This window comes from Actinoplanes sp. NPDC051388 (assembly GCF_055586225.1).
Genome location: NZ_JBVJIP010000003.1, coordinates 110,638 through 133,114 on the forward strand (window position 1 = coordinate 110,638; position 22,477 = coordinate 133,114).

The window sequence follows — 22,477 nt, forward strand, 5'->3', positions numbered from 1 at the left end:
CTGACTTTTACGGGGTGGGTGGCGATGACCGACGCGACGGCGGACGTGCTCAACACAGTCGCCGGGCCGGACCTTTACCGGCTCAACGCCTTCCGGGTGTCCGGCCTGCCGACCACGGCCGACCGGCGGACGATCCGGCAGCGCCGGCAGCAGGTGGTGACCGCGCTGAGCATGGGCGCCGACGTCGACCGGGTGCCGGTGGACGTGGACCCGGACCAGGTCAAGGCCGCCTTCGACCAGTTGCTCGAGGACCCGCGGCGGCGGCTGATCGACGAGCTCTTCTGGCTGTGGGACGTGCCCGGCGCGGACTGCTCGTGCCCGGCCACGCTGCACAGCGAGCACGACAGCGCGGCGATCGCGCACGGTCAGGCCCTCGATCAGGAGCTGCGGCTGGACGGCGACCCGGACCCGGCGGAGAAGCGCGACCTCGACCAGCTGTGGGCCGAGGCGTCCAAGAAGTGGGACGGCGTGCTGCGCCGGGCCGCCACCTGGGACCACCTGCGGCACCGGGTCCGCAAGATCGACGATCGCCGGATCGACGAGTCCGTGGTGGACTCGCTGCGTCTGCGGCTGCCCGACGCGCTGCTGCGTCCGCTGGTCGACCTTGCGGTGAACGCCGACCGGCCCTATCGTCTGGCCACCTATGCGCGCACCTGGCCCGGCCGGGCTCAGCTCGGCGGCGACCTGCTCGAGGAGGCCGCGGAGCCGCTCTACAAGACGGTCGAGACCGGGGTCAGCGAGGTCCGGGTGCTGCTGCAGGAGGGCGACATCGAGGACGCCATCCGCAGCGTCGACGCCCTGGCCTCCGGCGCCATGCGGCGGCTGCGCGACCTGCTGCCGTCCGACCACAACCGGCGCACGGCGAATGCCAGCGACCAGGTGGCGATCAGCTTCAACAACTGCGCCAACCGGCTCTTCGAGGTGTTCGGGCCGCTCAAGGAGGACCGTTTCGACGCCCTGCTGGACCGCGCCGCCCAGCACGCCACGAACGTGGTGACCAAGCAGACGATCACCGAGAACCGTGACATCATCCACGCCTCGGCGGACAACTTCCAGGCCGGTCTCGGTCTGATCCAGCAGCTCGCCGCGCAGGGCAATCGGGCCGCCGCGCACCAGTTCGCCGCGCGGATGCGACACGAGCTGGCGGAGATGCCCGGCGCCAAGGAGGAGATCGACCGGGTGACCTCGGGCATCCGCGGTGGCTACGCCACCGCCGGCAGCGGGGTCGGCGGCGGTGGCGGCGGCTGGTCCTGGCTGGCCTATGTGGTCGGCGTGATCGTGACCTGCCTGATCCTCGGCCAGTGCGACGGCAGCAATGACAGCACGCTGCCGCCGACGCAGGTCGTGACGCACACGACGACCCACTCGGAGGCGGTGTCGTGGACCGGAAGGTAGCCCTGCGCATCACCTCACCCGACGGAGTCACGCACGGCATCGAGCTGACCGGCAACTCGGCCACCATCGGGCGCAAGGCCCCCGAGCAGGTGCCGGACGTGCCGCTGTCGCCCGACCCGCAGCACTGGGTCGGCCGGCTGCACTGCAGCCTGGACCTGGTCGAGGGCCTCTGGATGGTGACCGACAACGCGAGCGTGAACGGCACCCTGCTGCGCCACCAGGGCGAGACCGAGCGGCTGGTCGGCCGGCGCCGGATCCAGCACGGCGACGTCATCCTGATCCTCGGCGACATGACCCCGGCCGGGGACCCGATGTATTGGGAGCTCACCTTCCTGGACCCGCACACCACGCAGCCGGCCCCGCTGGGCGCGGTGATCGAGCCCATCCCGCGCAGCGGGCCGAGCCTGCGCTACGACTGGGTGTCCGCCCGCGCCTTCCGCGTCGAGGGAGAGAAGGAGATTCCGATCACCGGGTTGCGGCCGCAGGGACATCAGCTGCTGCGCTACATGGCCGGTCGCGGGGCCGAAGGGGCTTCGGTCGCCTGCGATCACGCCGAGTTGATCACCGCGCTGTGGGGCGATCGGGAGGAGTGGGCGGCCTATCGGTCGTACACCCGGACCGACCTGGCCGGGGTGGTGCGGGCGGTGCGCCGCAGCATCGAGATCGACCCGTCGGCGCCGGAGATCCTGGAGACGGTCAAGGGCATCGGTTACCGGCTCAACGTGAGCGGTGCGTCATGACGCTGCTGTCCTCCGGTGACCGGGTCACCGACACGCTGGTCATCGACCGCCTGCTCGGCGAGGGCGCGTTCGCCGAGGTCTACCGGGTGAAGCACGAATATCTCGGTGCTCAGGCGATGAAGGTCTTCAAGCAGCTCGACTCGCTGGAGAAGACGCGGGAGCTGCTCGGCGAGGCGCAGCTGCTCTCCACCCTCGGCCACCCGAACATCGTGCGGCTCTTCGACGCCAACATCGCGCAGACCGCGGCCGGCCTGCGCGGGTTCTTCACGATGGAGTACGTGGCCGGCGGCAGCCTGGAACGCCTGGCCAAGGCGCACCACTCGGAGGTGCCGGTCGAGCTGGTCGTGGAGATCATCGAGCAGATCGCCGAGGGGCTGGCCGCCGCGCACAAGCTGAGCCCGCCGATCGTGCATCGCGACCTGACCCTCGCCAACATCCTGATCGGGTACGACGGCGCCGGCATGCGGGTGCGGATCAGCGACTTCGGGCTGGCCAAACGGACCGACGCGTTCTCGCTGACGGCGAGCGCGCAGGGCACCTATGCGTTCATGGCGCCCGAGGTGCTGCGCGGCGGCAAGGGCTATTCCTGCGCCAGCGACATCTGGTCCATCGGCACGATCGCGTTTCTGCTGCTCACCAGCCACATTCCCTATCACGACGGTGGCGCGTTCTCGTCCTTCTCGATGGCTCGGTTCAAGCGCGAACTGCTGCCCCCGAGTGCCTACAACCCCGATGTGGACCCGCAACTGGACGAGATCCTGCTGTCGATGCTCGCCTTCGATCCCAAGGAACGGCCGGCCACCGGACGCGCGCTGGCCGATGCGTTGAAGGCTCGGCGGGCGGCGCTGGAGACGCAGCCGCGGGCTGTGGTCGTACCGGAGAAGACCGCGACCGATCAGCCCTCCGCCCGCGCCCAGAGCCTTGCCGACGAAGCCTTCGCCCTCGCCCGCCAACCCGGCGCCCTCGAACGCGCCGCCGATCTATTGGAGGAGGCGGTGAACCTGTCACCGCACCTGCGTGACCGGCACCTGCCCACGCTGACCCTGTGGCGCCGGGGGGTGATCATGTGACCTCGCGCTGGCACCGGCTGCGCGTCGACTGGCGGCAGCGACGGCACCACCCGGCCTTCCGGATCCCGCCGCCGGACTGGGACGAGACGCAACGCGTGCGCATCGCCGGGCTGCTCAACGACGTGGACGCCACGATCGCGGCGCTGCCCAAAGAAGAGCCGATGGACACCAAAGCGCTGGCCCTCGCGGCCACCAACCTGTGGCGGGCGCGGCGGCGACTGGCCCAGCGTGCCGACGAGGGCGGTGGGCCGATGGCCCGGCAGGCCGGGCGTTACCTGCGGATGTGTGAGGACGCGCTGACCGATGCCGGTCTGGTGGTCCGCGATCACGACGGCGAGACGTTCCACTCCGGACGGTCGCTGGAAGCCCTGGTGTTCAACGACGACCCGGACCTGGCCGTGGAGACCGTCACGGAAACCGTCCGGCCCTCCGTATACCTGCGCGACCAGCGCATCCAGATGGGACAGGTCATCGTCGGATGCCCCATCAAAAATGACAAGCCTGATGAGACCCTCGGGGGTGGCAATGCGTGACACGATCGACTTCGGCATCGACCTCGGCACGACCAACAGCGCGATCGCGGTGGTCGAGGACGGTTCGCCGGTCGTCATCAAGAGCAACGACGGCTGGGACATCACACCGTCCGCGGTGTGGATCCCGAAGCCCGGCGTGGTGGACGTCGGCCGGGCCGCCCGGGACAAGCTGGAGAAGGACCCGGACAACGCGGCCGCCGAGTTCAAGCTGGAGATGGGCCTGGCCGACGCGTCCCGGGCGTTCAAGAACGCCGGCGTGACGATGACCCCGGTGCAGCTCTCCGCCGAGGTGCTCAAGTCGCTGCGCGCGGACGCCGCACACCACACCGGGGTGCCGCCGGAGGTCGCCGTGATCACGGTGCCCGCCGCGTTCGCCCTCAACCAGAACAAGGCGACCAGCCAGGCCGCCGCCCTGGCCGGCTTCACCTCGGCCTGCCCGCTGGTGCAGGAGCCGACCGCGGCCGCGTTCGCCTACGGCTTCCAGAAGGCCGACGACAACGCGTACTGGATGGTGTTCGACTTCGGTGGCGGCACCTTCGACGCGGCGGTGGTCAGCAAGCGCGACGGCGACCTGCGCGTGCTCAACCACGCCGGCGACCCCTATCTGGGCGGCAAGCTGATCGACTGGGCGATCGTGGAGAAGCTGCTCGCGCCGGCCGTCGTGCAGAAGCTGCGGGTGGAGGAGTTCCACCGCGAGAACCCGGCGTGGCGGGACGCCTTCGCCAAGCTCAAGGCGGCCGCCGAGGAGGCGAAGATCCTGCTCTCCCGCCGGCAGAGCGTGGACGTGCAGGTGGACCTCAAGTTGCACGGCGGCGAGACCCGGGTGTTCGAGCACACCCTGCACCGCGACGACATCGACCGGGTCGCCGAGCCCTTCTACGTGCGCGCCATCAACCTCTGCCGCGGCGCGCTCGCCGAGGGCGGCCTGGACGTCGACGACATCGACAAGCTGCTGCTGGTCGGCGGCGTGACGCTCAGCCCGGGCCTGCGGCAGAGGCTCGCCGACCCGCGTTCCGGGCTGGGCATACAGCTGGATTACAGCCTCGACCCGACCACCGTGGTGGCCCGTGGCGCGGCCATCTTCGCCAGCACCCTGCGCAAGCCCACCACGGTGTCGGTGACGCCCGCCGCCGGCGAGTTCACGGTCGAGCTGGCGTACGAGCCGGCCACCACGATCAACACGCCGACGGTGGCCGGGCGGCTGCACGGGTCCGGCGACGTGGACTGGTCCCGGTACGGGATCACGATCCGCAACCCGGACGGACGCGAGCCGTTCAAGACTCCGAAGATCACCCCGAACGCGGGCGGCGCCTTCGTCACCGAGCTCTACGTGGACGACCTGCAGACGGCGAAGTTCGCGGTCGAGCTGGTGGACGCCACCGGCACGCCGCAGAAGTTGTCCCCGGACAGCCTGACCATCACCCACCGCAACGTGGAGTTCGGCGGGGTGCGGCTGGCCCACTCGCTCGGCATCCAGCTCGCCGACCGGGCGTTCGCCCCGCTGGTGCGCAAGGGCGCCACGCTGCCCACCCGCGAGCGTGAGGTGTTCCGCACCTCCACCCCGCTGAACCGGTCGGACATCGACGCGGTGATCCGGATCCCGGTGGTGCAGGGCGAGCGGTCCCGCGGCGACCGGAACCGGCAGGTCGGCATCCTGGAGATCCGGCCCAAGGACGTCCGGATCGACCTGCCGGCCGGCAGCGAGGTCGAGGTGACCTTCGAGGTGGACACGTCCAGCCTGGTCACGGTGGTGGCCGACGTGCCGCTGATCCAGACCCAGTTCGAGGCGGAGATCGCACTGGACGACGTGCGGACCCCGGACCCGGTGGTGCTGACCGAGATGCTGGACGACGCCGAGCGCCGGATGGCGCTGCTGCGCGACCAGGCCCGCTCCGGCGAGTCGCCGGAGGCCCGGCGCCGCATCGAGGAGCTGGACAAGGAAGGCACCATGTCCGGCGCGCGCGACCAGGTGCAGGCGTCCGGAGTGGACGCGGGCGCCGCGGCGACGGCCGAGGACCGGCTGCGTAACATCCACGCCGAGCTCGACGAGATCGAGGACGCGGTGGGCCTGCCGGAGCTGATCCGGGAGCTGACCGAGATCCTCGAGGTGGCCGACGACGCGGCCGCGTCGACCGGGCAGGACTCGGATCGCCGTGAGGTGGCCGAGCTGCGGCGTCGCTCGCAGGCGGCGATCGACGCGCAGAACCGCGGCGCGATCAAGGCTCAGCTCGAGCGGGTGAACGAGTTCCTCATCGAGGTCGAGCGGCGCAGCCCCGACTGGCCCGTGAAGATCTTCTTCCTGCTCTGCTCGGAGCACGAGAAGATCGGCGTGTCCGCGCAGGCCGACGTGCTGATCTCGCAGGGCCGGCAGGCGATCGCGGGCCAGGATCCGCGCGGTCTGGACGCGGTCAACCAGCGCCTCATCCGGCTGCTGCCGCACGAGGTCGCCGGGAAGATCGGCGGTCTGCAGCGGTGACCGATCTGCGATCCGAGCTGGCGGTGGACGAGGCCCGTTCGGCGGCTCGGGAGGGTGACTTCGAGCGGGCGCTGTCGCTGGTGGATCCGGAGTCCGTCGAGGGACTCGACCTGCGGGCGCGGATGCACGCGCAGCGCGGGGAGTTCGCGGAGGCGGGGGAGTGTTGGGGCAAGGTCTCCGAGATGTCGCCGGACGATCCGGCGGCGGCCGCCGGGCTGAAGGCGCTCGAGTCGCTGCCGGCCCGGCGGCGGCCGGTGGTGCTGGCCGGGTCGGCCGCCGCGGTGGTGCTGTTGCTGCTGGTCGGCGGGGCGTTGCTGTGGTGGCCGTCGGATCCGGCCGTGGTGCCGCCGCCGGTGATCGCGGCGCCGGTGGCGTCGGCGCCGTCCACTCCGGAGGCGACCACCCCGGCGTCGTCCACCCCGGCCCCGACCGAGACCGCCGCGCCGACCGGCGATCTCGCCCGCCGGCTGTCCGTCGACGGCGTGATCGCCGAGGCGCGTCCCGGCGACGTCCGGGTGGTCTTCGACGACGGACTCTTCATCAGCGGCGAGGTGCTGGCGAGCGGCTCACGCGGCGCGCTCGACCGGGTCGGGAAAGCCCTGCGGGGTGCGGACGTGACGGTCACCGTGGTCGGTCACGCGGTGGCGGTGAAGGGCGGCCGGACCGCGGGCGGGTCGCGGGTGGCGCTGGCCCGGGCGCAGGTGGCGGCCGCCCGCCTGGCGACGGCGAGCGGCCTGCCGTGGACCGCGTTCACCCTGACCAGCGCGGATCAGTCTCAGGGTCCACATCGGACGGCGGCGGGCAACCGCACGGTCACGCTGCTGGTCAGTCCGGCGACTCCGCGTTGAGGACGCTGCTGGCTCGTCGGATCATCGCCAGCTGCAGGCGCGCGAACCGCGCCGGCCCGAGCAGCCGTCCGGTCGTCCGGGAGGCTGCGCCGGGCGGGCGGTTGGTGACCTCGCTCGCCGCCAGTCTCGAGATTCGCCGGACGCGCCGGGCGCGCAGGCGCTCGTAGCTCCGGAGCGCGGGTGCCAGGTCGCCCCGGCGGGCCAGGGCCTTGCGGAGCAGCCAGGCGTCCTCGAGAGCCTGGTTCGCGCCCTGCGCCTGCGAGGGCGGGAAGGCGTGCGCGGCGTCGCCCAGCAGCGTGGTGGCGCCGTGTCCCCAGCGATCCGGCACCCGATGCAGCACGTGCGGGAACTCCTGGACGTCTTCGATCCGGGCCAGCAGGGTGGGGATCGGCTCGGCGTACCCGGCGAACCGGGCGGTGAGCCAGTCGATCGCGGGCACTCCGGGGGGCGCGGCGGTGTCCACGTCGAACCACCACTGCACGAGACCTTCGCCGGCCGGCATCAGCCCGCACAGGCCGGCCGGGCCGACCGTGCAGCGGGCTCGCGTACCGCTCAGCTCGTCGCCTTTGATCAGGCCCTGCCAACTCACCCAGCCGTTGCGGGCGGCCGGCGCGCCGCCCAGGGTCGCGCGCCGCACCGCTGAGCGGTAGCCGTCCGCACCCACCACCACGTCGGCGGTGTGTCTCGCCTCGTCGGCGGTGGTGACCACCACCCCGCTCGCGGTGATCGAGACGTCCTCGACCGTGCTCGCATAGGTGATCGGGACGTCGCCGAGCCGGGCCAGGAGATCGGCGCGCGGCACGGTGGCCACCCCGAAACCGGTGCGGCGGCGCAACTCCCGCAGATCGGCGCGGGCATAGGCGCGACCGTCCGGCGTGCAGAACTCCAGCGTCTCCACCACGCCGCCCAGCCCGTCGAGTGAGACGCCCAGTCCGTCCGCGGCGGCGGCGCCGTTGCTGAAGATGGTGACCGCGGCTCCGTCGGTGCGCGGGCCGGGCGCACGCTCCAGCACGCGCACGGTGTGGCCGTCGCGAATCAGCCCGCCGGCCAGCGCGAGCCCCCCGATGCCCGCGCCCACGATGATCACGTCCATGGCGTGCCCCTCGGTTCACTACGATCGTTGTACTACGGATACTGGCATACTCGAGGGCTGTGCCACCACCCAATCTTCAGCGGCGGGCCGCGCTGGCCGACGCCGCGATCGCACTGCTCGCCGAGAGTGGCGTGCACGGCGTGACCCATCGATCGGTCGATCTCCGCGCGGAGTTGCCGGCCGGCACCGCGTCGAACTACTTCCGCAGCCGCGAGGCGCTCCTGATCGCGGCGGCCGAGCGGGTGGGCCGCCTGCACTACGCGGACATGGAAGCCGTGGCGGGGGTGACCGAGGGCGGCGCGCAGGCACTGATCGCGCGGTCCCTGCTGCTGGCGGCCACCACTCATCGGGCGCGCTACCTCGCCGTCTTCGAGCTGCGGCTGGAGAGCCTGCGGCGGCCGGCGCTGGCGGACGCGTTGGTGGAGTTGCAGCAACGATCGCTGGCGGTGACCGTGGCCCACCACCGGGCGCATGAGCTCGACATTCCGCCCGAGGCGGCCGGCACGATGGTGGCGCTCTTCGGAGGCGCCCTGTTCACGCTGGTGACCGCGCCGCCCGGGGAGGTCACCGCCGCGGCGGCCGACGAGATGGCCTCGGCGATCGTCCGGGCCGCGGTGCCGGCCGGCCCCCGGTAGGCAGCCGGCCGCGCCGCGGTTCATCGGTCAGCAGTGCCAGAAGCGGAACTTCCAGCTGTCGCTGGTCCAGATCCAGGCCTCGCCGGCGACGATCTGCACCCAGCCGCCGCGCCACTCGGAGGCCGGCGTGGTGTGCGGCGCCGTGGTCCACCGGATCGCGTTCGACGGCGTGTAGAGGCTGAACGTGCCGTTCGGGTGCATCCAGACGTGCGAGCCGGGGTAGGCGGTGGTGTGCGAGGCGGCGCAGGCCCGCTGGCCGCTCTGCTGGAACCTGTAATAGAAGACCAGATTGCCGTCCCGCTGCATGATCAGCGTGTAGTTGCCGGACCGGATCCATTGCCCGGGGAGCAGCGACTGGCCCGGGTCCAAGTAGGTCTGGCCATGCGCGGCCGCGGCCGGCGAGCCGGCGGACAGTGCCAGCGTGGCACCGAGCACCAGCGCGCCGACCAGGGAAAAGATCTTCCGAAGCAATGTCATGGGCATCGACGCTAGGCAATCGTCAGGCCGGAAACGTCAACCCAGCGCGGTAGGTCCGGCCCGCTCCTACGCCGCAGGGTTGAGGTTTCCGATGTCCATCGCGCCCGATGGCCTCCCGGGCCCGCTTGACCTCCGTCGGCGTCGCTGATCCGCGACATCACCGTGTCGCCGGCGACGACGCTGTCCTACTGGATCAACCCGCAGTCCGGCGGGCACCTCGACGTCGCGCTCGACCTGGCCTTCACCGACGGCACGTTCCTGCGCGACTCGTCCGCCGTCGACCAGCACGGCGTGCGGATGCACCCGGCCGCCCAGGGCAGTGGCTCGGCTATGACCAACCGGCGAACACCGGCACCTTCCGGGGCTATGTGGACGACATCCGGATCGACGCGGACGCCGCCGCCACACTCGCCGACGTGGTGGACACCCGGGCGCGGATCGAACTCCGAGTTCAGCTACTCACGCGGCAACACCTTCCCGGGCGCGACCATGCCGCACGGCTTCAACTTCTGGACGCCGATCACCCAGGGCAACAGCGACGGCTGGCTCTACCAATACAGCAGCCCGACCGTGCAGGGTCTCGGGATCAGCCACCAGCCCAGCCCCTGGATCGGTGACTATGCGCAGTTGCAGTTCATGCCGATGACCGGCGGCGTGAAGTCCACACCGGACACCCGGAAATCGGTGTTCAGCCACGCTAACGAGGTGCCCGGCCGCGACCCAGGTCTCGACCTTCAAGGGGTACGTGCCGACCGACGTCCAGTCCGAGGCCACGTCGTGGACACTCGAGGACGCGAACAACGACTTCGGCATCGCGCAGATGGCGGCGGCGCTCGGCAATACCGACGATGCCGCGTACCTCCGGAACAAGGCACTCGACTACGCGAACCTCTACTCGCCGTCGGTCGGGTTCTTCCGGGGCCGGCAGAGCAACGGCACCGAGGGTGCGCCCTGGCACTATGCGACCCCGGCGCCGCAGGATCCCCTCGGCATGGCCAACCTCCATGGCGGCCGGGCGCAACTCTCGGCGAAGATCGACTCGGTGTTCAACGCGTCGCGCGACTATCTGCCCGGGTGTTACGGCGGCGTGATCCACGAGATGCGCGAGGCGTAGCTATCTGGGCGACGAGGACAACGGCCAGATGTCCGCGTGGTACGTGTTCAGCGCGCTCGGCTTCTATCCGGCCCGGATGGGCAGCACGGACTACACGATCGGCGCGCCGCTGCATCCGTCGGCGACGCTCGCGCTGGAGAACGGGCGCTCGTTCACGGTGCTGGCCCCGGGCGTCAGTGACACCAACCGCTACATCCAGAGCGCGACGCTGAACGGGCAACCGTACGGAAAGGATTTCCTCACCCACGCCGACCTCCTGGCCGGCGGCACGTTCTCGTTCGTGATGGGCCCGAATCCGTCGGCCTGGGGCACCGCGGCAGCGGACACGCCGCCGTCCCTGACCACCGGCTCGGGCGCCCCGCAGCAGCAGGTCGACAAGGTCTCCGCGGGCTCTCTGACGGTGACCGGCGAGACCCGCCGAACGAGGGCAAGGGCGCGCTGATCGATGACACGTCTCTCACGAAGTGGCTGTCGTTCGCACCCACCGCGACGGTCACCGCGCAGCTGCCATCCGCCGTGTCGGCCCGGCAGTACACGCTGACCTCGGCGAACGACTTCGCCGAGCGGCGGCAGACCCGGGCGTTCCTGATCCCCTCGGCGGCCGGCTCGTTCGGCCGCTACCGCCTGGAGATCACCGCCAACCATGGCGCGCCGCTGACCCAGCTGGCCGAGTGGCAGATTCTCGGCTGAATCAGTCCAGGCTGGGCAGCGTGGACGGTCCGTTGTCGACGAACGAGAAGGTGGTCTCCAGGGGCGAGTCGCCGAGCTCCTGGGCGATCAGGCCGTATTTGCTGAACGACTGCAGGAAGGCGCCCTGGTTGGCGATCGCATAGGTCGGGCGGCCCTCGGAGTCCTTCTTCTTCTGCTTGGTGATGGTGAAGAGCTGCCCGTCCCGGCCGGCGTCGCAGGCGCTGGCCACCACGGTGAGCGGCTGGCTGCCGTTGCTCTTCACGCCCATGCAGGACGGTTCGCCACTGGCCTCGGCCTTGGCGGTCTTGATCAGGAAGTTGTCGCCGCTGGGGGTGAGCACGAACAGGCTGTGCTCGGCCTCGCCGTCGGTCAGGTTGAGCCGCCCCTTGTCGTCCACCGCGACGATTGACTCGGTGCTCGGAATCGGCCGGATGACCACCTGCCGCTTGCCGGCGAGGATCGCGTCCGGGCCGGCCGCGTTGGTCTCGTTGGACGGCGGCTTGATCGCGGTCTCCGACGGCGAAGGCTCGGATGTGGCTTCGGCGGATGGCGCGCTGGAGGGTGAGTTGAACTCGACGGGGCCGTTGGACTGCCCGTCGCCGGGTGTGCAGCCGGCCTGGCTGAACACCAGTCCAGCGGCCAGAACGCCGAACAGAACGACCGAACGGTGAGCCTTCACGGTATTCCTCCAGATCGATGGACCACCAACCCGGCCCATGCTCGTGGATCACTACCCAACCTAGACGGGTATCACCCCAGAGTGGCACGAACCCTGGAGGTGCCGGTTCATTGGATCCTGGTCCGCGCCGGGCCCGCGATCGCATATGCCACCAGGCCGCCGACCAGGAGGATCGTGGCCGTCGCCGCCGCGGCCCGGTTGTCCGGCGCCTGGGACTGCCAGGTCAGGATCTGGCCCGAGACCTTCTCCGGCAGCGGGAAGACCAGCGCCGGCAGGGTCCAGCCCAGCGGCAGGAACCACGACCTCGCCGGGCCGATCGTGGCCGCGCCCAGCGCGGTGAGCCCGAGCAGCCCGGCCGCGTCCCGCAGCACCAGCCAGGCCGGCCCGAACCGTGCCCCGGTCGGCAGCGTGACCAGCAGCAACCCGACCACGACGGCCAGCGCCACGGCCAGATGCGCGGCCCGCCGGGGCGGCCACGCCAGGGCCGCCGTCCGGTCCAGCTCGTCGTCCGGCCCGCCCAGGGTGGCCGCGACCGCCGCTGCCAGCAGCACCACGGTCAGGATGACCATCGGCACGCCGACCTCGCGGGTGTTCGAGAAGACCGTCCACAGCGTCCACATGAGGGCGACTCCGCCGGCTCCGACGGCGAGGGCCGGCGACACGCGTCGCGAGCGCAGATAGAGCCTCATCGGGCGCTCAGCAGGCCGGTCATGTCGCCGCAGGAGATCGCGGCCGCGCGGACCGCGCCGACCCGCGCCAGGGCCTCCGGCTCGGGCAGCTGCCGCAGGCCCTTCCAGAGCGCCACCGCCTCGTCGTTGATGTCGGTCGACTCGTAGCTCAGCTCCACCGGTTCGCGGCCCAGGAGCCAGAATCCGGCGGCCCGGCCCACCGCGGGATCGTGTCCGTCGCAATAGATGTCCGCGCCGCCGGCATAGAGCATGCGCGGCAGGATCTCGCCCGACCTGGCCAGATGCCCGTCGCGGTCCACGTGCACGTCGATCAGGACCTCGTCGGGGCGCGGCGGCGGCGGGGGATCGCCGAAGTACGTGGTGGTGTCCTCGCGGGCGGTGGTCGGCGGGTTCGGCAGCTTCGCCAGCAGGGACAGTGCCTGCCGGGCGATCGGCGTCACCTCGGGCAGCAGGGTGGCGTGCACGCGGCTGACACAGACCCGCGGCGCCCCGGGCGCGCACACCAGCTCCTGCGCCACCGGGTCGATCGGGTTCTCCACCCAGTCGGCGCCGCGCGGGATGACCGCGAAGGCCAGCCCGGCGCCGAGAACGGCCGGCAGGACGGCGGCGAGCCGGGCGCGCCGGCTGCCGGCGGCCAGCAACGCCGCGCCGGCCACGGCGAGTGCCGTCAGCCAGATCGCCTGCGCGAGGCTGACCCGCCCGGCGACCGTCTGATAGTCCGTGTACTGGCCCATGCCGTGCATCGGCGAGAACAGCATGGCCAGCCACTCGCGGCTGCGGAAGCCGGCCGGAACCACCAGCAGCAGGCCGATCCCGGCCACCGCCAGCAGCGGCGCGGTCACCACCGACGGGACCAGGCGGCCGATCGCCAGCCCGGTCCAGGCCGCCGCGACCATCGCCAGCACACCGACCGCCGCGACCGCGAACGACGACGCGGGCAGGTAGCGGGCCGTGTCGAGGTTCCACGGCACCCCGACCGCGGTGACGGCGAGATAGGCGCAGGCGACGGCGATGCCCATGGCGCCGAGGATCGGCAGGACGCGCTGGGCGCGTGGGCGGGCCGTGCTGGCGAACAGCTCGGTCACATTGGACCGTTGCTCGCGGCGCGACTGCCAGGCGCCCGCGGCCAGCGCCAGCGGGAACAGCAGCACCAGGTATTCGCGCTGGGTCATGGCCAGCTGCATCCACCCGGCCGACCAGCGTTGCGGTGCCGCGTAGAGCAGCGTGGCCCCGGCCAGCAGCACGATCACCGCGGCGCCGATGGCCGCGGACCGGCGCAGTTCGATGCGCAGCACGCGGCTCATCGGGTCGCCGCCCGGTGCCGGCGCAGCAGCGCCGAGTAGCCGCGTTCGGCCGGGCTGTCACCGGGGTCGCCGGCCGCGCCCTGTCCGACGAGGTCGTCCGGCGTGCCCTGGAAGACCAGCCGGCCCTCGTTCATCAGCACCACGTCGGTGCAGGCGGCCACCACGTCCTCGACCAGGTGGGTGGAGACCAGCACACAACTGTCCACGCCGAGGTCGCGCAGCAGATCGCGGAAGTCCAGCCGCTGCTCCGGGTCGAGGCCGACGGTCGGCTCGTCGAGCAGCAGGATCTCCGGGTCGTTCACGATCGCCTGCGCGATGCCGGCCCGGCGCACCATGCCGCCGGACAGCGTCTTCATCCGCGCGTCCGCCTTGGCGGTCAGGCCGACCCGATCGATCGCCCGCTGCACCGACGCCGGCACGCCGGCCTTCGGCATCTCCTTCAGCCAGGCCATGTACTCCACGAACTCGCGCACGGTGAAGCGCGGGTAGAACCCGAACTGCTGGGGCAGGTAACCGAGCTCCCGGCGTACCGGTCGGAGGTCTGCCTGGCCGTTGGCGTTTCGGCCGAGCAGCGTGAGCCGGCCGCCGGCCGGTCGCACGACGGTGGCCAGCGCCCGCATCAGCGTGGTCTTGCCGGCGCCGTTCGGACCGAGCAGGCCGTGCACGCCGGTGCCGAGCGCCAGGTCGAGGTCGTCGACCGCGAGATGCCGCCCGGCCCGCACCCGCAGACCCTCGGCGTGCACCGCCCAGGCATAGGTGGCCGGCGCCGTCTCGGCCGCGCGAACTGTGCGCATGATCAGATCCTCCAGGAGTCGAGCCGGCGGAAGCTGTCGCGGCCGAGGCCGGCCAGCAGGGCCAGCGCCACGGTGGCCAGCGCCCAGACGACGGCGCTGCCGGGTCGCAGCACGACGGACAGATGAGCGGTGACGAGACTGGGCAGGACGACCGCGAGCGCCCACAGCAGGCCGAGCCCGGCGGCGGCACGCCGCACGCCGATCAGCGCGCCCAGGGCGATGGTCGCGGCCGTGAAGGCGAGGCAGGGCAGCAGCACCAGGGCCAGAGACGTCCCGGTACGAGCACCCGCCACCAACAGCACCGGAATGACCACGGCCAGCACGCCCAGCGTCCGCCGCAGCAGCATGGTCAGGCCGGCGGCCGGCGTCCCGGCGATGAGTTCCCAGGCCGGATCCGCGCGCCGGCTCCAGGCGACCGCCACCCCGGGCAGCGGCGCCACCGGCGCGAGCAACAGCACCAGCGACGGCAGGTCCGGCCGCAGCGACTCGAGCAGCACCGCGCAACCGAGCACCGTCACCGTCATGACGAGCCACGGCACCAGCGTCCAGACCAGCCACCGGCGTCGCACGGTCGATCGGCGTCGCACCGGCGCCGGGCCGGCCGCGATCCCGCGGTCCAGGCCGGCGGCGACCCGTTCCAGCAGGGCCAGGGTGTCGTCCCCGGCGCCGGCGGCGAGATGCGCCCGGCAGTCCGCGCAGGCCTCGAGGTGCACCTCGATCGACCACACCGCGGCGTCGTCCAGGTCGTCGTTGCGGCCGGCGTAGCGCGCGATCACCGCGGGCGTCGGATGCGTGCTCATGACAGTGCCTCCCGCAGGGCGATCCGGGCCCGCCGCGCGCGGGACTTGACCGTGCCCTCCGGCACGCTGAGCAACACCGAGGTCTCCCGGACCGAGAGCCCGTCGAGCACCATCGCGCGCAGCACCTGACGCAGTTCCGGCGGCAGCCGCAGCAGCGCCTGCTCGAGGTCCTGGCCGACGCGGCCCGCCATCACCTCGTCCTCGGCGGCCGGCGCGGTCATCTCGACCAGCGGAATCGGCGACACCTGCGTCTGCCGGGCACGCCGCCGGAAGGCGTCGACCAGGCGGTTGGCGGCGATCGTCCACATCCAGCCGACCGCGCTGCCCGAGGTGGCCGACCCGGCGAAGCTGCCCGCCGCCCGCCAGACCGCGAGGTAGGTCTCCTGCAGCACGTCGGCGACCACGTCGTCGTCCGCGCAGCGCCGCCGCAGTCGCGCCGCCAGCCACGGCGACGTCCGCCGATACAACTCGTCGAACGCGTGCCGATCACCCGCGGCGACGCGGCGCACGAGTCCTTCCTCGTCCAGGGTTCGTTTCACTACCGGTAAGACGACCGTGCCGTCGCCACGGATGTCACCTGGGTGTGACCTGCGTCACTGAGGTTGGGCGGTCACCGACTATCGTCGTCGTCGATGCGGATCGCGGCGTTCAACGTGGAGAACCTCTTCAACCGAGCGAAAGCTCTCGACCAGCGCAGCTGGGCAATCGGGCGTCCGGTGCTCGAGGCCTACCAGCGCGTCTGCACGCTGCTCGAAGAGGTGGAGTACACCCCGGAGATCCAGCGCGGCATCCTGGGCGAGCTCGGCCGGCTCGGCCTGCGAAACGGTGACACCGCCAGGTTCGCGCGGCTGCGGCAAAATCGCGGGCGGCTGCTGCGGCGCAAGCGCGACGGCCGGGTCGAGGTGGTCGCGGGTGGACGCGCCGACTGGATCGGCTGGGTCGAGCTGACCACCGACCGGGTCGACGAGCTCGCCCTGCTCAACACGGCCCGGGTGCTGGGTGACGTCGGCGCCGACGTGGTCGCCGTGGTGGAGGCGGAGAGCCGGTTCGCACTCAAGCGGTTCGCCGACGCCGGGCTGGTCGAGGACGGCCGGCCGCGTTACCCGCACATCATGGTCGTGGACGGCAACGACGAGCGCGGCATCGACGTCGGCGTGATGTCCGGCGCCGGCTACCCGCTGGTCGGCCAGCGCAGCCACGTCGACGACGTGGACCACGCCGGCCGGGTGTTCAGCCGGGACTGCGCCGAATACCACTTCGCGACGCCCGGCGGCGTTCGCGTCGCGGTGCTGGTCAACCACCTCAAGAGCAAGGGGTACGGCGGGAAGGTCGCCTCGGACGCCACCCGGCTGCGGCAGGCGACCCGCATCGCCGAGATCTATCGCGGCCTGGTCGCCGAGGGCATCGACCACGTGGTGGTGGCCGGCGACCTGAACGACACCCCGGAGAGCGAGCCGCTGGCGCCCCTGCTGCACGGCACCGATCTGCGCGACATCTCGGCGCACCCCGACTTCGACGACAACGGGCGCCCCGGCACGTACGGGTATTGCACGGCCCGCAACAAGCTCGACTACGTCCTGCTCTCGCCGAAGCTGTTCGCGGCCGCCACCGGTGGCGGCATCCTGCGCCGCGGCGTCTGGGGAGGCCGCCGCGGCACGCTCTGGCCGATCTACGACACCATGACCAGTCCCGTGCACGCCGGCTCCGACCACGCCGCGATCTATGCCGACCTGGACATCTGAGCGGGCCTCGACCGCTGAGCACAACTTCTGCACACGACGTCCATCCGCTCGCCACCGATGGACGGCCGCCCGGCCCTAGCGTCGCGATCATGCCGCTGACGCTGCCCACCCACCCCATCGCCGTCGTGCCGCTGAAGCTGTGGCGCCCGCGCTGGTTCGACGGCGTGGCCCTGACCATCGGGGCGATCGCCCCGGACATCGCCTATGCCGCCAACGGTTACGACATCCAGATCCGCACCCACAACCTGCTCGCGCTGCTCTGGTGGAGCCTGCCGGTCACGGTGCTCGGCACGTGGCTGATCCGCCGGGCCGCGCCGACGGTCGCCGCGCACCTCCCGGCGCTGCGCGACTACGGCGTGCTCGGCGAGGTGCGTCATCGCCCGCACATCACCGCGATCTCGGCCCTGCTCGGCGCGTTCAGCCATCTGGCGTGGGACGCGCTGACGCATCCGATCACCCCGTTCCCGTGGTTGCTGCACGAGGTCTGGCCCGGCAAGCCGTGGTGGGGCCTGATCTCCGACGTCTCGGATCTGACCGGGTTCGCGGTCGGCGCCTTCCTGATCGTCCGGATCGGGCGGGGCGGGCTGCTGCGGCGATGGCACGGGCCACCGCCGCAGCTCACCCCGCGCCCGGTGCCGTTCTGGTCGGCGGCCGCGGTGATCCTGGCCGTCGGCCTGACGCTGCTGCCCTTCCAGCCGATCCAGTCGCTCGCGGTGCAGGCGATCGGCGCGATGCTGGCCGCCGGTCTGGCCCTGCTGGGCGGCGCCGCCACGGCTCAGGTCGCCTCCAGCAGGGCCCGGGTGTTCGCCGGGCGGGGGAGTCCGTAGTGGTCGCGCAGGGTGCGGCCGGTGTACTCGGTGCGGAACAGGCCGCGGCGCTGCAGGATCGGCACCACGTGATCGACGAACGTCTCCAGCCCGGACGGCAGCACCGGCGGCATGATGTTGAACCCGTCCGCCGCGCCGTTGTGGAACCACTCCTCGATGGCGTTCGCGACCTGCTCGGGTGTGCCGGCGAAGGTGCGGTGCCCGCGCCCGCCGCCGAGCCGGCCGATCAGCTGCCGCACGGTCAGCCGCTCGCGCCGGGCCAGGTTGACGATCAGCGTGTAGCGGCTCTTGGCGCCCTCGATCTGGTCCTCGCCGGGCAGGTCGGCGGGCAGTTCACGGTCCAGGTGCAGGTCGTCCGGTGAGACCCGCAGGGTGATCGCGAGCTGCTGTTTCGCGTACTCCGGTTTGATCAGGCGGTTCAGCTCCTCCTCGAGCTCGTCCGCCTCGGCCTCGGTGGAGCCGATGGCCGGCACGATGCCCGGCAGGATCTTGACGGTGTCCGGGTCGCGGCCCAGTTGCGCGGCCCGCCACTTCAGGTCGCGGTAGAACTCCTGCGCCTCGACCAGGGTCTGCTGTGCGGTGAAGACGGCTTCGGCGTAGCGGGCGGCCAGCTCGCGGCCGTCCTCCGACGATCCGGCCTGCACCAGCAGCGGATGGCCCTGCGGCGACCGCGGCACGTTGAGTGGCCCGGCCACCTGGAAGTAGGCGCCGCGGTGGTCCGGCGGGTAGAGCAGCTCGTCGTCACCCCAGCGCCCGCCCTCCTTGTCGCCCAGTGGCGCGCGATCGTCCCAGCTGTCCCACAGCTTCAGCGAGACCTCGACGAACTCGGCCGCGCGGGCGTACCGATCGTGGTGGGCGGGCAGCTCGCTCAGGTTGAAGTTGCGGGCCGCGTCGACGCCGGCCGTGGTGACGATGTTCCAGCCGGCCCGTCCGCCGCTGATGTGGTCCAGCGAGGCGAACCGCCGGGCCAGATTGAACGGCTCGTTGTAGGTGGTCGACGCGGTCGCGATCAGTCCGATGTGCTCGGTCGCGCCGGCCAGCGCGGTCAGCAGCACGGTCGGCTCGAGGGTGCCGGCCGGGCGGCGGCCGATGCTGTTCCACAGCACCGGGCTGTCCGCCAGGAACAGCGAGTCGAGCTTGCCGCGCTCGGCGATGCGCGCCAGCCGCTTGTAGTGCTCGACGTCGGTCTGCGCGAACGGGTCGCTCTCCGGCAGCCGCCAGGCCGCCTCGTGGTGGCCGACGCCCATCAGGAAGGCGTTCAGATGCAGGGTGCTCATGAGTCCGTCCCTTCGGCCACGCCGAGCGCCGACAGCAGCAGCTCGCGGTGGGCCAGGAATTGTGGCTGCCGATGCGATCGCGGCGCCGGCAGGTCGATGGTCAGGTCCACCACGATGCGTCCGGCGTCGAGCAGGATCACCCGGTCGGCGAGCGTGACCGCCTCGTCGACGTCGTGGGTGACCAGCAGGACGGCCGGCCGGTGCCGCTCGCACAACTCGCGCAGCAGGCCGTGCATCTTGATCCGGGTCAGCGCGTCCAGCGCGCCGAACGGCTCGTCGGCGAGCAGCAGTTCCGGCTCGGACACCAGGGACCGGGCCAACGCCACCCGCTGCTGCTCGCCGCCGGACAGCTCGTTCGGCCAGGCCTGCTCGCGGCCCTCGAGCCCGACCTCGGCCAGCGCCGCCCGGCCCCGGTCCTCGGCGTCCGGGCCGCGCAGGCCGAGCGTCACGTTGGCCAGCACCCGCTGCCAGGGCAGCAGGCGGGCGTCCTGGAAGACCACGGAGGAGTTGCGTGGCACCAGCACCAGGCCGGAGCCCTCGACGTCGCGGTCCAGCCCGGCGAGCGCCCGCAGCAGGGTGCTCTTGCCGGACCCGCTGCGGCCCAGCAGCGCGACGAACTCGCCGCCGCGGATCTGCAGGTCCAGGCCGTCCAGCACGGTGCGGTCGCCGAAGCCGCGGGCCAGCCGCTCGACGCGCACCGCCCGGTCGGTGGTCAGTCCGCCAGTGTTCGTCGCCACGTCAGCGCCTTCCTCTGCGCGAGCCGGACGGCGCCGTCGGACAGCAGCCCGAGGACGCCGTAGAGGACCAGGCCGACCACGATCACGTCGGTCTGCCCGTACTCCCGGGCCAGGTCCATCATGTAGCCGATGCCGCTGGTGGAGTTGATCTGCTCGACCACCACCAGGGAGAGCCAGGCGGCCACCACCGCGAACCGCAGTCCCAGCAGGAAGCCCGGAAGCGCGCCCGGCAGCACGATCCGCCGGATGAACGTGCCGGTGCTCAACCGCAGCGACTCGCCCAGCTCCACATAGCGGCTGTCGATGCCGCGCAGGCCGTTGTGCGTGTGGATGTAGACCGGCACGAACACCCCGAGCGTGATCGTGGTGACCTTCATCTCCTCGCCGATGCCGAGCCAGAGGATGAGCAGCGGCACCAGGGCGAGGGCCGGGATCGCGCGCTTGATCTGGATCGGCCCGTCCAGGATCGCCTCACCCCAGCGGCTGAGGCCGGAGACGAGCGCGAGGAGCGTGCCGATGGCCACGCCGAAACCCAGACCGAGGCCGGCCCGCTGGGCCGAGACCAGCAGGTTGTCCTGGAGCCGGCCGTCCGCGATCAGGTCACCCGCCGTCGTGATCACGGTCCACGGCGCCGAGAGCGTACGCGGGTCCAGCCAGCCCGCCGCCGATCCCAGCGACCACAGCGCCAGCAGCAGCAGCGGACCGATCGCCGCGCCGAACGGGATGGCGCGACCCGGCCCGAGGCGCCGCACACGTCGTTGCTCGGCCGGCGGGGTCTGCCGGCGCACCGCGGTGAGGACGCTCATGACTTCTCCGCCCCGGCGAGCGCCTCGAAGCCGACGCGTTCGTACCGCCGGTCGTAGAGGTCCTCGGCCTTGAGCGGCTTGTTGCCGGTTTCGGCGGCGAGCAGGTCGATGGTCTCCTGATGCCGGGCGATGGCGTCGGACCAGTCGGCCGGGATGTCCGCGATCCCGCTGTTCGCGACGATCCATCGCCCGTCCTCCGTGGTCAGGCCCTGATCCTTGACGTAGTAGCGCTCGATCCACTCGTCCGGGTTCGCCTCCCGCCACCGCCAGGCGCGCGCCCACACCCGCACGTACTCGCGGATCGCGGCGGCCTTGGCCGGGTCGCCGAGCACGGTGACCGGCACGTAGAGGTGTCCCGGATCGTCGCGCAGGCCGTGCGCGATCGTGGTCGCGCCGTCCTTGCCGAACTTGGTCTCGTAGCGCTTGATCTGCACGCCGCCGATCGGCGCGACCTCGACCTGCTTGCCGGCCAGAGCGGTGACATAGACGTCGCCGGTGCTCGGCAGCTCGATCAACTGCACGTCGTTCTTGGACAGTCCGGCCTTGCGCAGCACCCGCAGCACCAGCGCGCCCTGCGCCTGCCCCGGACTGTAGGCGACCTTCTTGCCGCGCAGATCGGGCAGGGCGGCGACGGCCACTCCGGGCGCCACGCCGAGCCGATAGATCGCGTGGTTCAGCGGGTCCTGCCGGAACTTGGCCGCGACGATCTTCGTGGGGATGTTGGTCCAGTGCGAGTGGATCGGCGGGATGTCCGCGACCGAGCCGATGTCCAGCGCCTTGGCCCGGAAGGCTTCCAGCGTTTGCGGGCCGCCGCTGATGTTGGCCCACTCGACGTCGAAGCCGAGCTTGTCCGCCTCGCCGGAGAACTCGATGGCCTTCTGGTGTTCCTTGTCGCCGACCAGCAGCTTGGTGCCCTTGGGCACGGCCTCCGGCAGGGGCGCGGCGGCGGCCAGCGTCACCGCGTTCTCGTCGTCGCCGCCGCAACCGGCCAGGCCCAGTGCGGCCGCGCCGAGGGCGGCGGACAGTAGCGCTCGTCGGTTCATGATTCCTCCGCGGATGCGTCGAGGGCGGCATATCGGCCCATGTGATAGAGCAGGGGGATTCCGTCGGCGTGGTGGCCGGCGAGCGGCTCGACCAGCACGACCGCGTGGTCGCCGGCGGTCACCCGCCGCACCACCCGGCAGAGCAGCCAGGCGACCGGCCCGTCGAGCAGCGGCACCCCGAAGGGGCCGGGCCGCCAGCCGGTGTGTGCGGCGAAGCGGTCGATGCCGCTGGTCGCGAACGTGCGGGCGACGTCCTGCTGGTCCCGGCCGAGCAGGTGCACCGCGACGTGCTCGGCGCGCGCCACGGTCGGCCAGCTCGACGAGCCGCGGTCCAGGCAGAACGACGCCAGCGGCGGTCGCAGCGACACGGACGTGAACGAGGTGGCGGTGAACCCGGCCGGTGGGTCGCCGGCCGCGGTGACGACCGCGACCGAGGCGGCCTGGCGGCGCAGCAGGGTGCGATAGACGTCGGGTTCGATGGGTGTCTGGGGTTCGGTGACGACGGTCATGGCGGTCCTCCGGATCGGACGCGGGCGCACGGCGGCGCACGCTCGTGTGCGACGAGCGCGTGGATCTTCGATCGGATGGTGGGCGGGTGGCCGGTCAGCGACAGCGGCAGCGGCCGCAGGCGGCGGTCCAGCCGCGGCAGCACCCTCGCGACACCCCGAGGGCGGTGCCGTCGAGCGCGGCGTCCTGGATGTCCATGAG

Annotated in this window: 25 protein-coding genes and 1 pseudogene; 13 read left to right on the forward strand and 13 right to left on the reverse strand. The window is 71.9% G+C overall.

Annotation, left to right across the window (positions count from 1 at the left end; genetic code table 11):
* Nucleotides 1–24: 24 nt before the first annotated feature.
* From ACZ6TI_RS08770 to ACZ6TI_RS08795, 6 genes are read left to right on the forward strand one after another with little or no spacing between them, the layout of a single operon-like run.
* Nucleotides 25–1,395, forward strand: coding sequence for a hypothetical protein (locus tag ACZ6TI_RS08770; protein WP_465344412.1), 1,371 nt, complete (start codon nucleotides 25–27; stop codon nucleotides 1,393–1,395).
* On the forward strand, nucleotides 1,380–2,135 hold the full coding sequence (locus ACZ6TI_RS08775; RefSeq protein ID WP_465344413.1) for an FHA domain-containing protein: 756 nt from the start codon (nucleotides 1,380–1,382) through the stop codon (nucleotides 2,133–2,135). The genes ACZ6TI_RS08770 and ACZ6TI_RS08775 overlap by 16 nt, the downstream gene beginning before the upstream one ends.
* Nucleotides 2,132–3,205 (forward strand): serine/threonine-protein kinase, encoded by a 1,074-nt coding sequence (locus tag ACZ6TI_RS08780; RefSeq protein ID WP_465344414.1) that lies wholly within the window; start codon nucleotides 2,132–2,134, stop codon nucleotides 3,203–3,205. The genes ACZ6TI_RS08775 and ACZ6TI_RS08780 overlap by 4 nt, the downstream gene beginning before the upstream one ends.
* Nucleotides 3,202–3,738 (forward strand): hypothetical protein, encoded by a 537-nt coding sequence (locus ACZ6TI_RS08785; RefSeq protein ID WP_465344415.1) that lies wholly within the window; start codon nucleotides 3,202–3,204, stop codon nucleotides 3,736–3,738. Before ACZ6TI_RS08780 ends, ACZ6TI_RS08785 begins: the two co-directional genes overlap by 4 nt.
* Nucleotides 3,731–6,214 (forward strand): Hsp70 family protein, encoded by a 2,484-nt coding sequence (locus ACZ6TI_RS08790; protein ID WP_465344416.1) that lies wholly within the window; start codon nucleotides 3,731–3,733, stop codon nucleotides 6,212–6,214. Before ACZ6TI_RS08785 ends, ACZ6TI_RS08790 begins: the two co-directional genes overlap by 8 nt.
* Nucleotides 6,211–7,062: a tetratricopeptide repeat protein gene (locus tag ACZ6TI_RS08795; protein WP_465344417.1), complete on the forward strand. Its 852-nt coding sequence runs from the start codon at nucleotides 6,211–6,213 to the stop codon at nucleotides 7,060–7,062. Before ACZ6TI_RS08790 ends, ACZ6TI_RS08795 begins: the two co-directional genes overlap by 4 nt.
* Here ACZ6TI_RS08795 and ACZ6TI_RS08800 read toward each other — a convergent pair.
* Nucleotides 7,040–8,155, reverse strand: a complete 1,116-nt coding sequence (locus ACZ6TI_RS08800; protein ID WP_465344418.1) for an FAD-dependent oxidoreductase — start codon at nucleotides 8,153–8,155, stop codon at nucleotides 7,040–7,042. The two genes, ACZ6TI_RS08795 and ACZ6TI_RS08800, sit on opposite strands and share 23 nt — an antisense overlap.
* A 59-nt stretch (nucleotides 8,156–8,214) precedes the next feature.
* Between ACZ6TI_RS08800 and ACZ6TI_RS08805 the strand changes: the two genes are divergently transcribed.
* Nucleotides 8,215–8,790 carry a TetR/AcrR family transcriptional regulator gene (locus tag ACZ6TI_RS08805; protein WP_465344419.1) on the forward strand — a complete coding sequence of 192 codons (576 nt, stop codon included), beginning with the start codon at nucleotides 8,215–8,217 and terminating at the stop codon, nucleotides 8,788–8,790.
* Nucleotides 8,791–8,817: 27 nt separating this feature from the next.
* Here ACZ6TI_RS08805 and ACZ6TI_RS08810 read toward each other — a convergent pair whose 3' ends face one another.
* Entirely contained in the window at nucleotides 8,818–9,267 is a 450-nt protein-coding gene (locus ACZ6TI_RS08810) for a hypothetical protein (RefSeq protein ID WP_465344420.1), read from the reverse strand.
* A gap of 489 nt (nucleotides 9,268–9,756) precedes the next feature.
* On the opposite strand from ACZ6TI_RS08810, the pseudogene ACZ6TI_RS08815 reads away from it, so the two are divergent.
* From ACZ6TI_RS08815 to ACZ6TI_RS08830, 4 genes and pseudogenes are all read left to right on the forward strand, one after another.
* Nucleotides 9,757–9,915 (forward strand): annotated as a pseudogene (locus ACZ6TI_RS08815) (hypothetical protein); the annotation flags it as partial.
* Between the two features lie 97 nt (nucleotides 9,916–10,012).
* Complete coding sequence (locus ACZ6TI_RS08820) at nucleotides 10,013–10,381, forward strand: glycoside hydrolase domain-containing protein (protein WP_465344421.1); 369 nt, start codon at nucleotides 10,013–10,015, stop codon at nucleotides 10,379–10,381.
* Nucleotides 10,382–10,409: 28 nt separating this feature from the next.
* Nucleotides 10,410–10,823: a glycoside hydrolase domain-containing protein gene (locus ACZ6TI_RS08825; RefSeq protein ID WP_465344422.1), complete on the forward strand. Its 414-nt coding sequence runs from the start codon at nucleotides 10,410–10,412 to the stop codon at nucleotides 10,821–10,823.
* 74 nt (nucleotides 10,824–10,897) lie between these two features.
* Complete coding sequence (locus ACZ6TI_RS08830) at nucleotides 10,898–11,071, forward strand: hypothetical protein (RefSeq protein ID WP_465344423.1); 174 nt, start codon at nucleotides 10,898–10,900, stop codon at nucleotides 11,069–11,071.
* Between the two features lies 1 nt (nucleotide 11,072).
* On the opposite strand, the gene ACZ6TI_RS08835 is transcribed toward ACZ6TI_RS08830, so the two are convergent.
* The 6 genes from ACZ6TI_RS08835 to ACZ6TI_RS08860 form a co-directional block, all read right to left on the reverse strand.
* Nucleotides 11,073–11,750 carry a hypothetical protein gene (locus ACZ6TI_RS08835; RefSeq protein ID WP_465344424.1) on the reverse strand — a complete coding sequence of 226 codons (678 nt, stop codon included), beginning with the start codon at nucleotides 11,748–11,750 and terminating at the stop codon, nucleotides 11,073–11,075.
* 107 nt (nucleotides 11,751–11,857) lie between these two features.
* The gene (locus tag ACZ6TI_RS08840) at nucleotides 11,858–12,439 is read right to left on the reverse strand and encodes a hypothetical protein (RefSeq protein WP_465344425.1); all 582 of its coding nucleotides are present in this window, start codon (nucleotides 12,437–12,439) and stop codon (nucleotides 11,858–11,860) included.
* Nucleotides 12,436–13,743 carry a hypothetical protein gene (locus ACZ6TI_RS08845; RefSeq protein WP_465344426.1) on the reverse strand — a complete coding sequence of 436 codons (1,308 nt, stop codon included), beginning with the start codon at nucleotides 13,741–13,743 and terminating at the stop codon, nucleotides 12,436–12,438. Before ACZ6TI_RS08845 ends, ACZ6TI_RS08840 begins: the two co-directional genes overlap by 4 nt.
* Nucleotides 13,740–14,537, reverse strand: coding sequence for an ABC transporter ATP-binding protein (locus ACZ6TI_RS08850; RefSeq protein WP_465344427.1), 798 nt, complete (start codon nucleotides 14,535–14,537; stop codon nucleotides 13,740–13,742). Before ACZ6TI_RS08850 ends, ACZ6TI_RS08845 begins: the two co-directional genes overlap by 4 nt.
* Before the next feature lie 2 nt (nucleotides 14,538–14,539).
* Nucleotides 14,540–15,337: a hypothetical protein gene (locus ACZ6TI_RS08855; RefSeq protein WP_465344428.1), complete on the reverse strand. Its 798-nt coding sequence runs from the start codon at nucleotides 15,335–15,337 to the stop codon at nucleotides 14,540–14,542.
* Nucleotides 15,334–15,876, reverse strand: coding sequence for an RNA polymerase sigma factor (locus tag ACZ6TI_RS08860; protein WP_465344429.1), 543 nt, complete (start codon nucleotides 15,874–15,876; stop codon nucleotides 15,334–15,336). Before ACZ6TI_RS08860 ends, ACZ6TI_RS08855 begins: the two co-directional genes overlap by 4 nt.
* 93 nt (nucleotides 15,877–15,969) lie before the next feature.
* Between ACZ6TI_RS08860 and ACZ6TI_RS08865 the strand changes: the two genes are divergently transcribed.
* Entirely contained in the window at nucleotides 15,970–17,079 is a 1,110-nt protein-coding gene (locus ACZ6TI_RS08865) for an endonuclease/exonuclease/phosphatase family protein (protein WP_465344430.1), read from the forward strand.
* Nucleotides 17,080–17,168: 89 nt separating this feature from the next.
* Nucleotides 17,169–17,906, forward strand: a complete 738-nt coding sequence (locus ACZ6TI_RS08870; protein WP_465344431.1) for a DUF4184 family protein — start codon at nucleotides 17,169–17,171, stop codon at nucleotides 17,904–17,906.
* On the opposite strand, the gene ACZ6TI_RS08875 is transcribed toward ACZ6TI_RS08870, so the two are convergent.
* Genes ACZ6TI_RS08875 through ACZ6TI_RS08895 form a run of 5 tightly spaced genes read right to left on the reverse strand, consistent with a single transcriptional unit; the run spans nucleotide 17,855 to nucleotide 22,278 of the window.
* On the reverse strand, nucleotides 17,855–19,183 hold the full coding sequence (locus tag ACZ6TI_RS08875; protein WP_465344432.1) for an LLM class flavin-dependent oxidoreductase: 1,329 nt from the start codon (nucleotides 19,181–19,183) through the stop codon (nucleotides 17,855–17,857). The genes ACZ6TI_RS08870 and ACZ6TI_RS08875 overlap by 52 nt on opposite strands.
* On the reverse strand, nucleotides 19,180–19,920 hold the full coding sequence (locus tag ACZ6TI_RS08880; RefSeq protein ID WP_465344433.1) for an ABC transporter ATP-binding protein: 741 nt from the start codon (nucleotides 19,918–19,920) through the stop codon (nucleotides 19,180–19,182). The genes ACZ6TI_RS08875 and ACZ6TI_RS08880 overlap by 4 nt, the downstream gene beginning before the upstream one ends.
* Nucleotides 19,896–20,726: an ABC transporter permease gene (locus ACZ6TI_RS08885; protein WP_465344434.1), complete on the reverse strand. Its 831-nt coding sequence runs from the start codon at nucleotides 20,724–20,726 to the stop codon at nucleotides 19,896–19,898. The genes ACZ6TI_RS08880 and ACZ6TI_RS08885 overlap by 25 nt, the downstream gene beginning before the upstream one ends.
* The gene (locus ACZ6TI_RS08890; RefSeq protein WP_465344435.1) at nucleotides 20,723–21,769 is read right to left on the reverse strand and encodes an ABC transporter substrate-binding protein; all 1,047 of its coding nucleotides are present in this window, start codon (nucleotides 21,767–21,769) and stop codon (nucleotides 20,723–20,725) included. The genes ACZ6TI_RS08885 and ACZ6TI_RS08890 overlap by 4 nt, the downstream gene beginning before the upstream one ends.
* The gene (locus tag ACZ6TI_RS08895; RefSeq protein WP_465344436.1) at nucleotides 21,766–22,278 is read right to left on the reverse strand and encodes a flavin reductase family protein; all 513 of its coding nucleotides are present in this window, start codon (nucleotides 22,276–22,278) and stop codon (nucleotides 21,766–21,768) included. The genes ACZ6TI_RS08890 and ACZ6TI_RS08895 overlap by 4 nt, the downstream gene beginning before the upstream one ends.
* Between the last annotated feature and the right edge of the window lie 199 nt (nucleotides 22,279–22,477).

Bases quoted from the DNA above. Each gene is read 5' to 3' on its own strand.
- ACZ6TI_RS08770 (WP_465344412.1), top strand. From the start codon at position 25: ATGACCGACGCGACGGCGGACGTGCTCAACACAGTCGCCGGGCCGGAC.
- ACZ6TI_RS08780 (WP_465344414.1), top strand. From the start codon at position 2,132: ATGACGCTGCTGTCCTCCGGTGACCGGGTCACCGACACGCTGGTCATC.
- ACZ6TI_RS08790 (WP_465344416.1), top strand. From the start codon at position 3,731: ATGCGTGACACGATCGACTTCGGCATCGACCTCGGCACGACCAACAGC.
- ACZ6TI_RS08800 (WP_465344418.1), bottom strand. From the start codon at position 8,155: ATGGACGTGATCATCGTGGGCGCGGGCATCGGGGGGCTCGCGCTGGCC.
- ACZ6TI_RS08810 (WP_465344420.1), bottom strand. From the start codon at position 9,267: ATGACATTGCTTCGGAAGATCTTTTCCCTGGTCGGCGCGCTGGTGCTC.
- ACZ6TI_RS08825 (WP_465344422.1), top strand. From the start codon at position 10,410: ATGTCCGCGTGGTACGTGTTCAGCGCGCTCGGCTTCTATCCGGCCCGG.
- ACZ6TI_RS08840 (WP_465344425.1), bottom strand. From the start codon at position 12,439: ATGAGGCTCTATCTGCGCTCGCGACGCGTGTCGCCGGCCCTCGCCGTC.
- ACZ6TI_RS08845 (WP_465344426.1), bottom strand. From the start codon at position 13,743: ATGAGCCGCGTGCTGCGCATCGAACTGCGCCGGTCCGCGGCCATCGGC.
- ACZ6TI_RS08850 (WP_465344427.1), bottom strand. From the start codon at position 14,537: ATGCGCACAGTTCGCGCGGCCGAGACGGCGCCGGCCACCTATGCCTGG.
- ACZ6TI_RS08855 (WP_465344428.1), bottom strand. From the start codon at position 15,337: ATGAGCACGCATCCGACGCCCGCGGTGATCGCGCGCTACGCCGGCCGC.
- ACZ6TI_RS08865 (WP_465344430.1), top strand. From the start codon at position 15,970: ATGCGGATCGCGGCGTTCAACGTGGAGAACCTCTTCAACCGAGCGAAA.
- ACZ6TI_RS08870 (WP_465344431.1), top strand. From the start codon at position 17,169: ATGCCGCTGACGCTGCCCACCCACCCCATCGCCGTCGTGCCGCTGAAG.
- ACZ6TI_RS08875 (WP_465344432.1), bottom strand. From the start codon at position 19,183: ATGAGCACCCTGCATCTGAACGCCTTCCTGATGGGCGTCGGCCACCAC.
- ACZ6TI_RS08885 (WP_465344434.1), bottom strand. From the start codon at position 20,726: ATGAGCGTCCTCACCGCGGTGCGCCGGCAGACCCCGCCGGCCGAGCAA.
- ACZ6TI_RS08890 (WP_465344435.1), bottom strand. From the start codon at position 21,769: ATGAACCGACGAGCGCTACTGTCCGCCGCCCTCGGCGCGGCCGCACTG.
- ACZ6TI_RS08895 (WP_465344436.1), bottom strand. From the start codon at position 22,278: ATGACCGTCGTCACCGAACCCCAGACACCCATCGAACCCGACGTCTAT.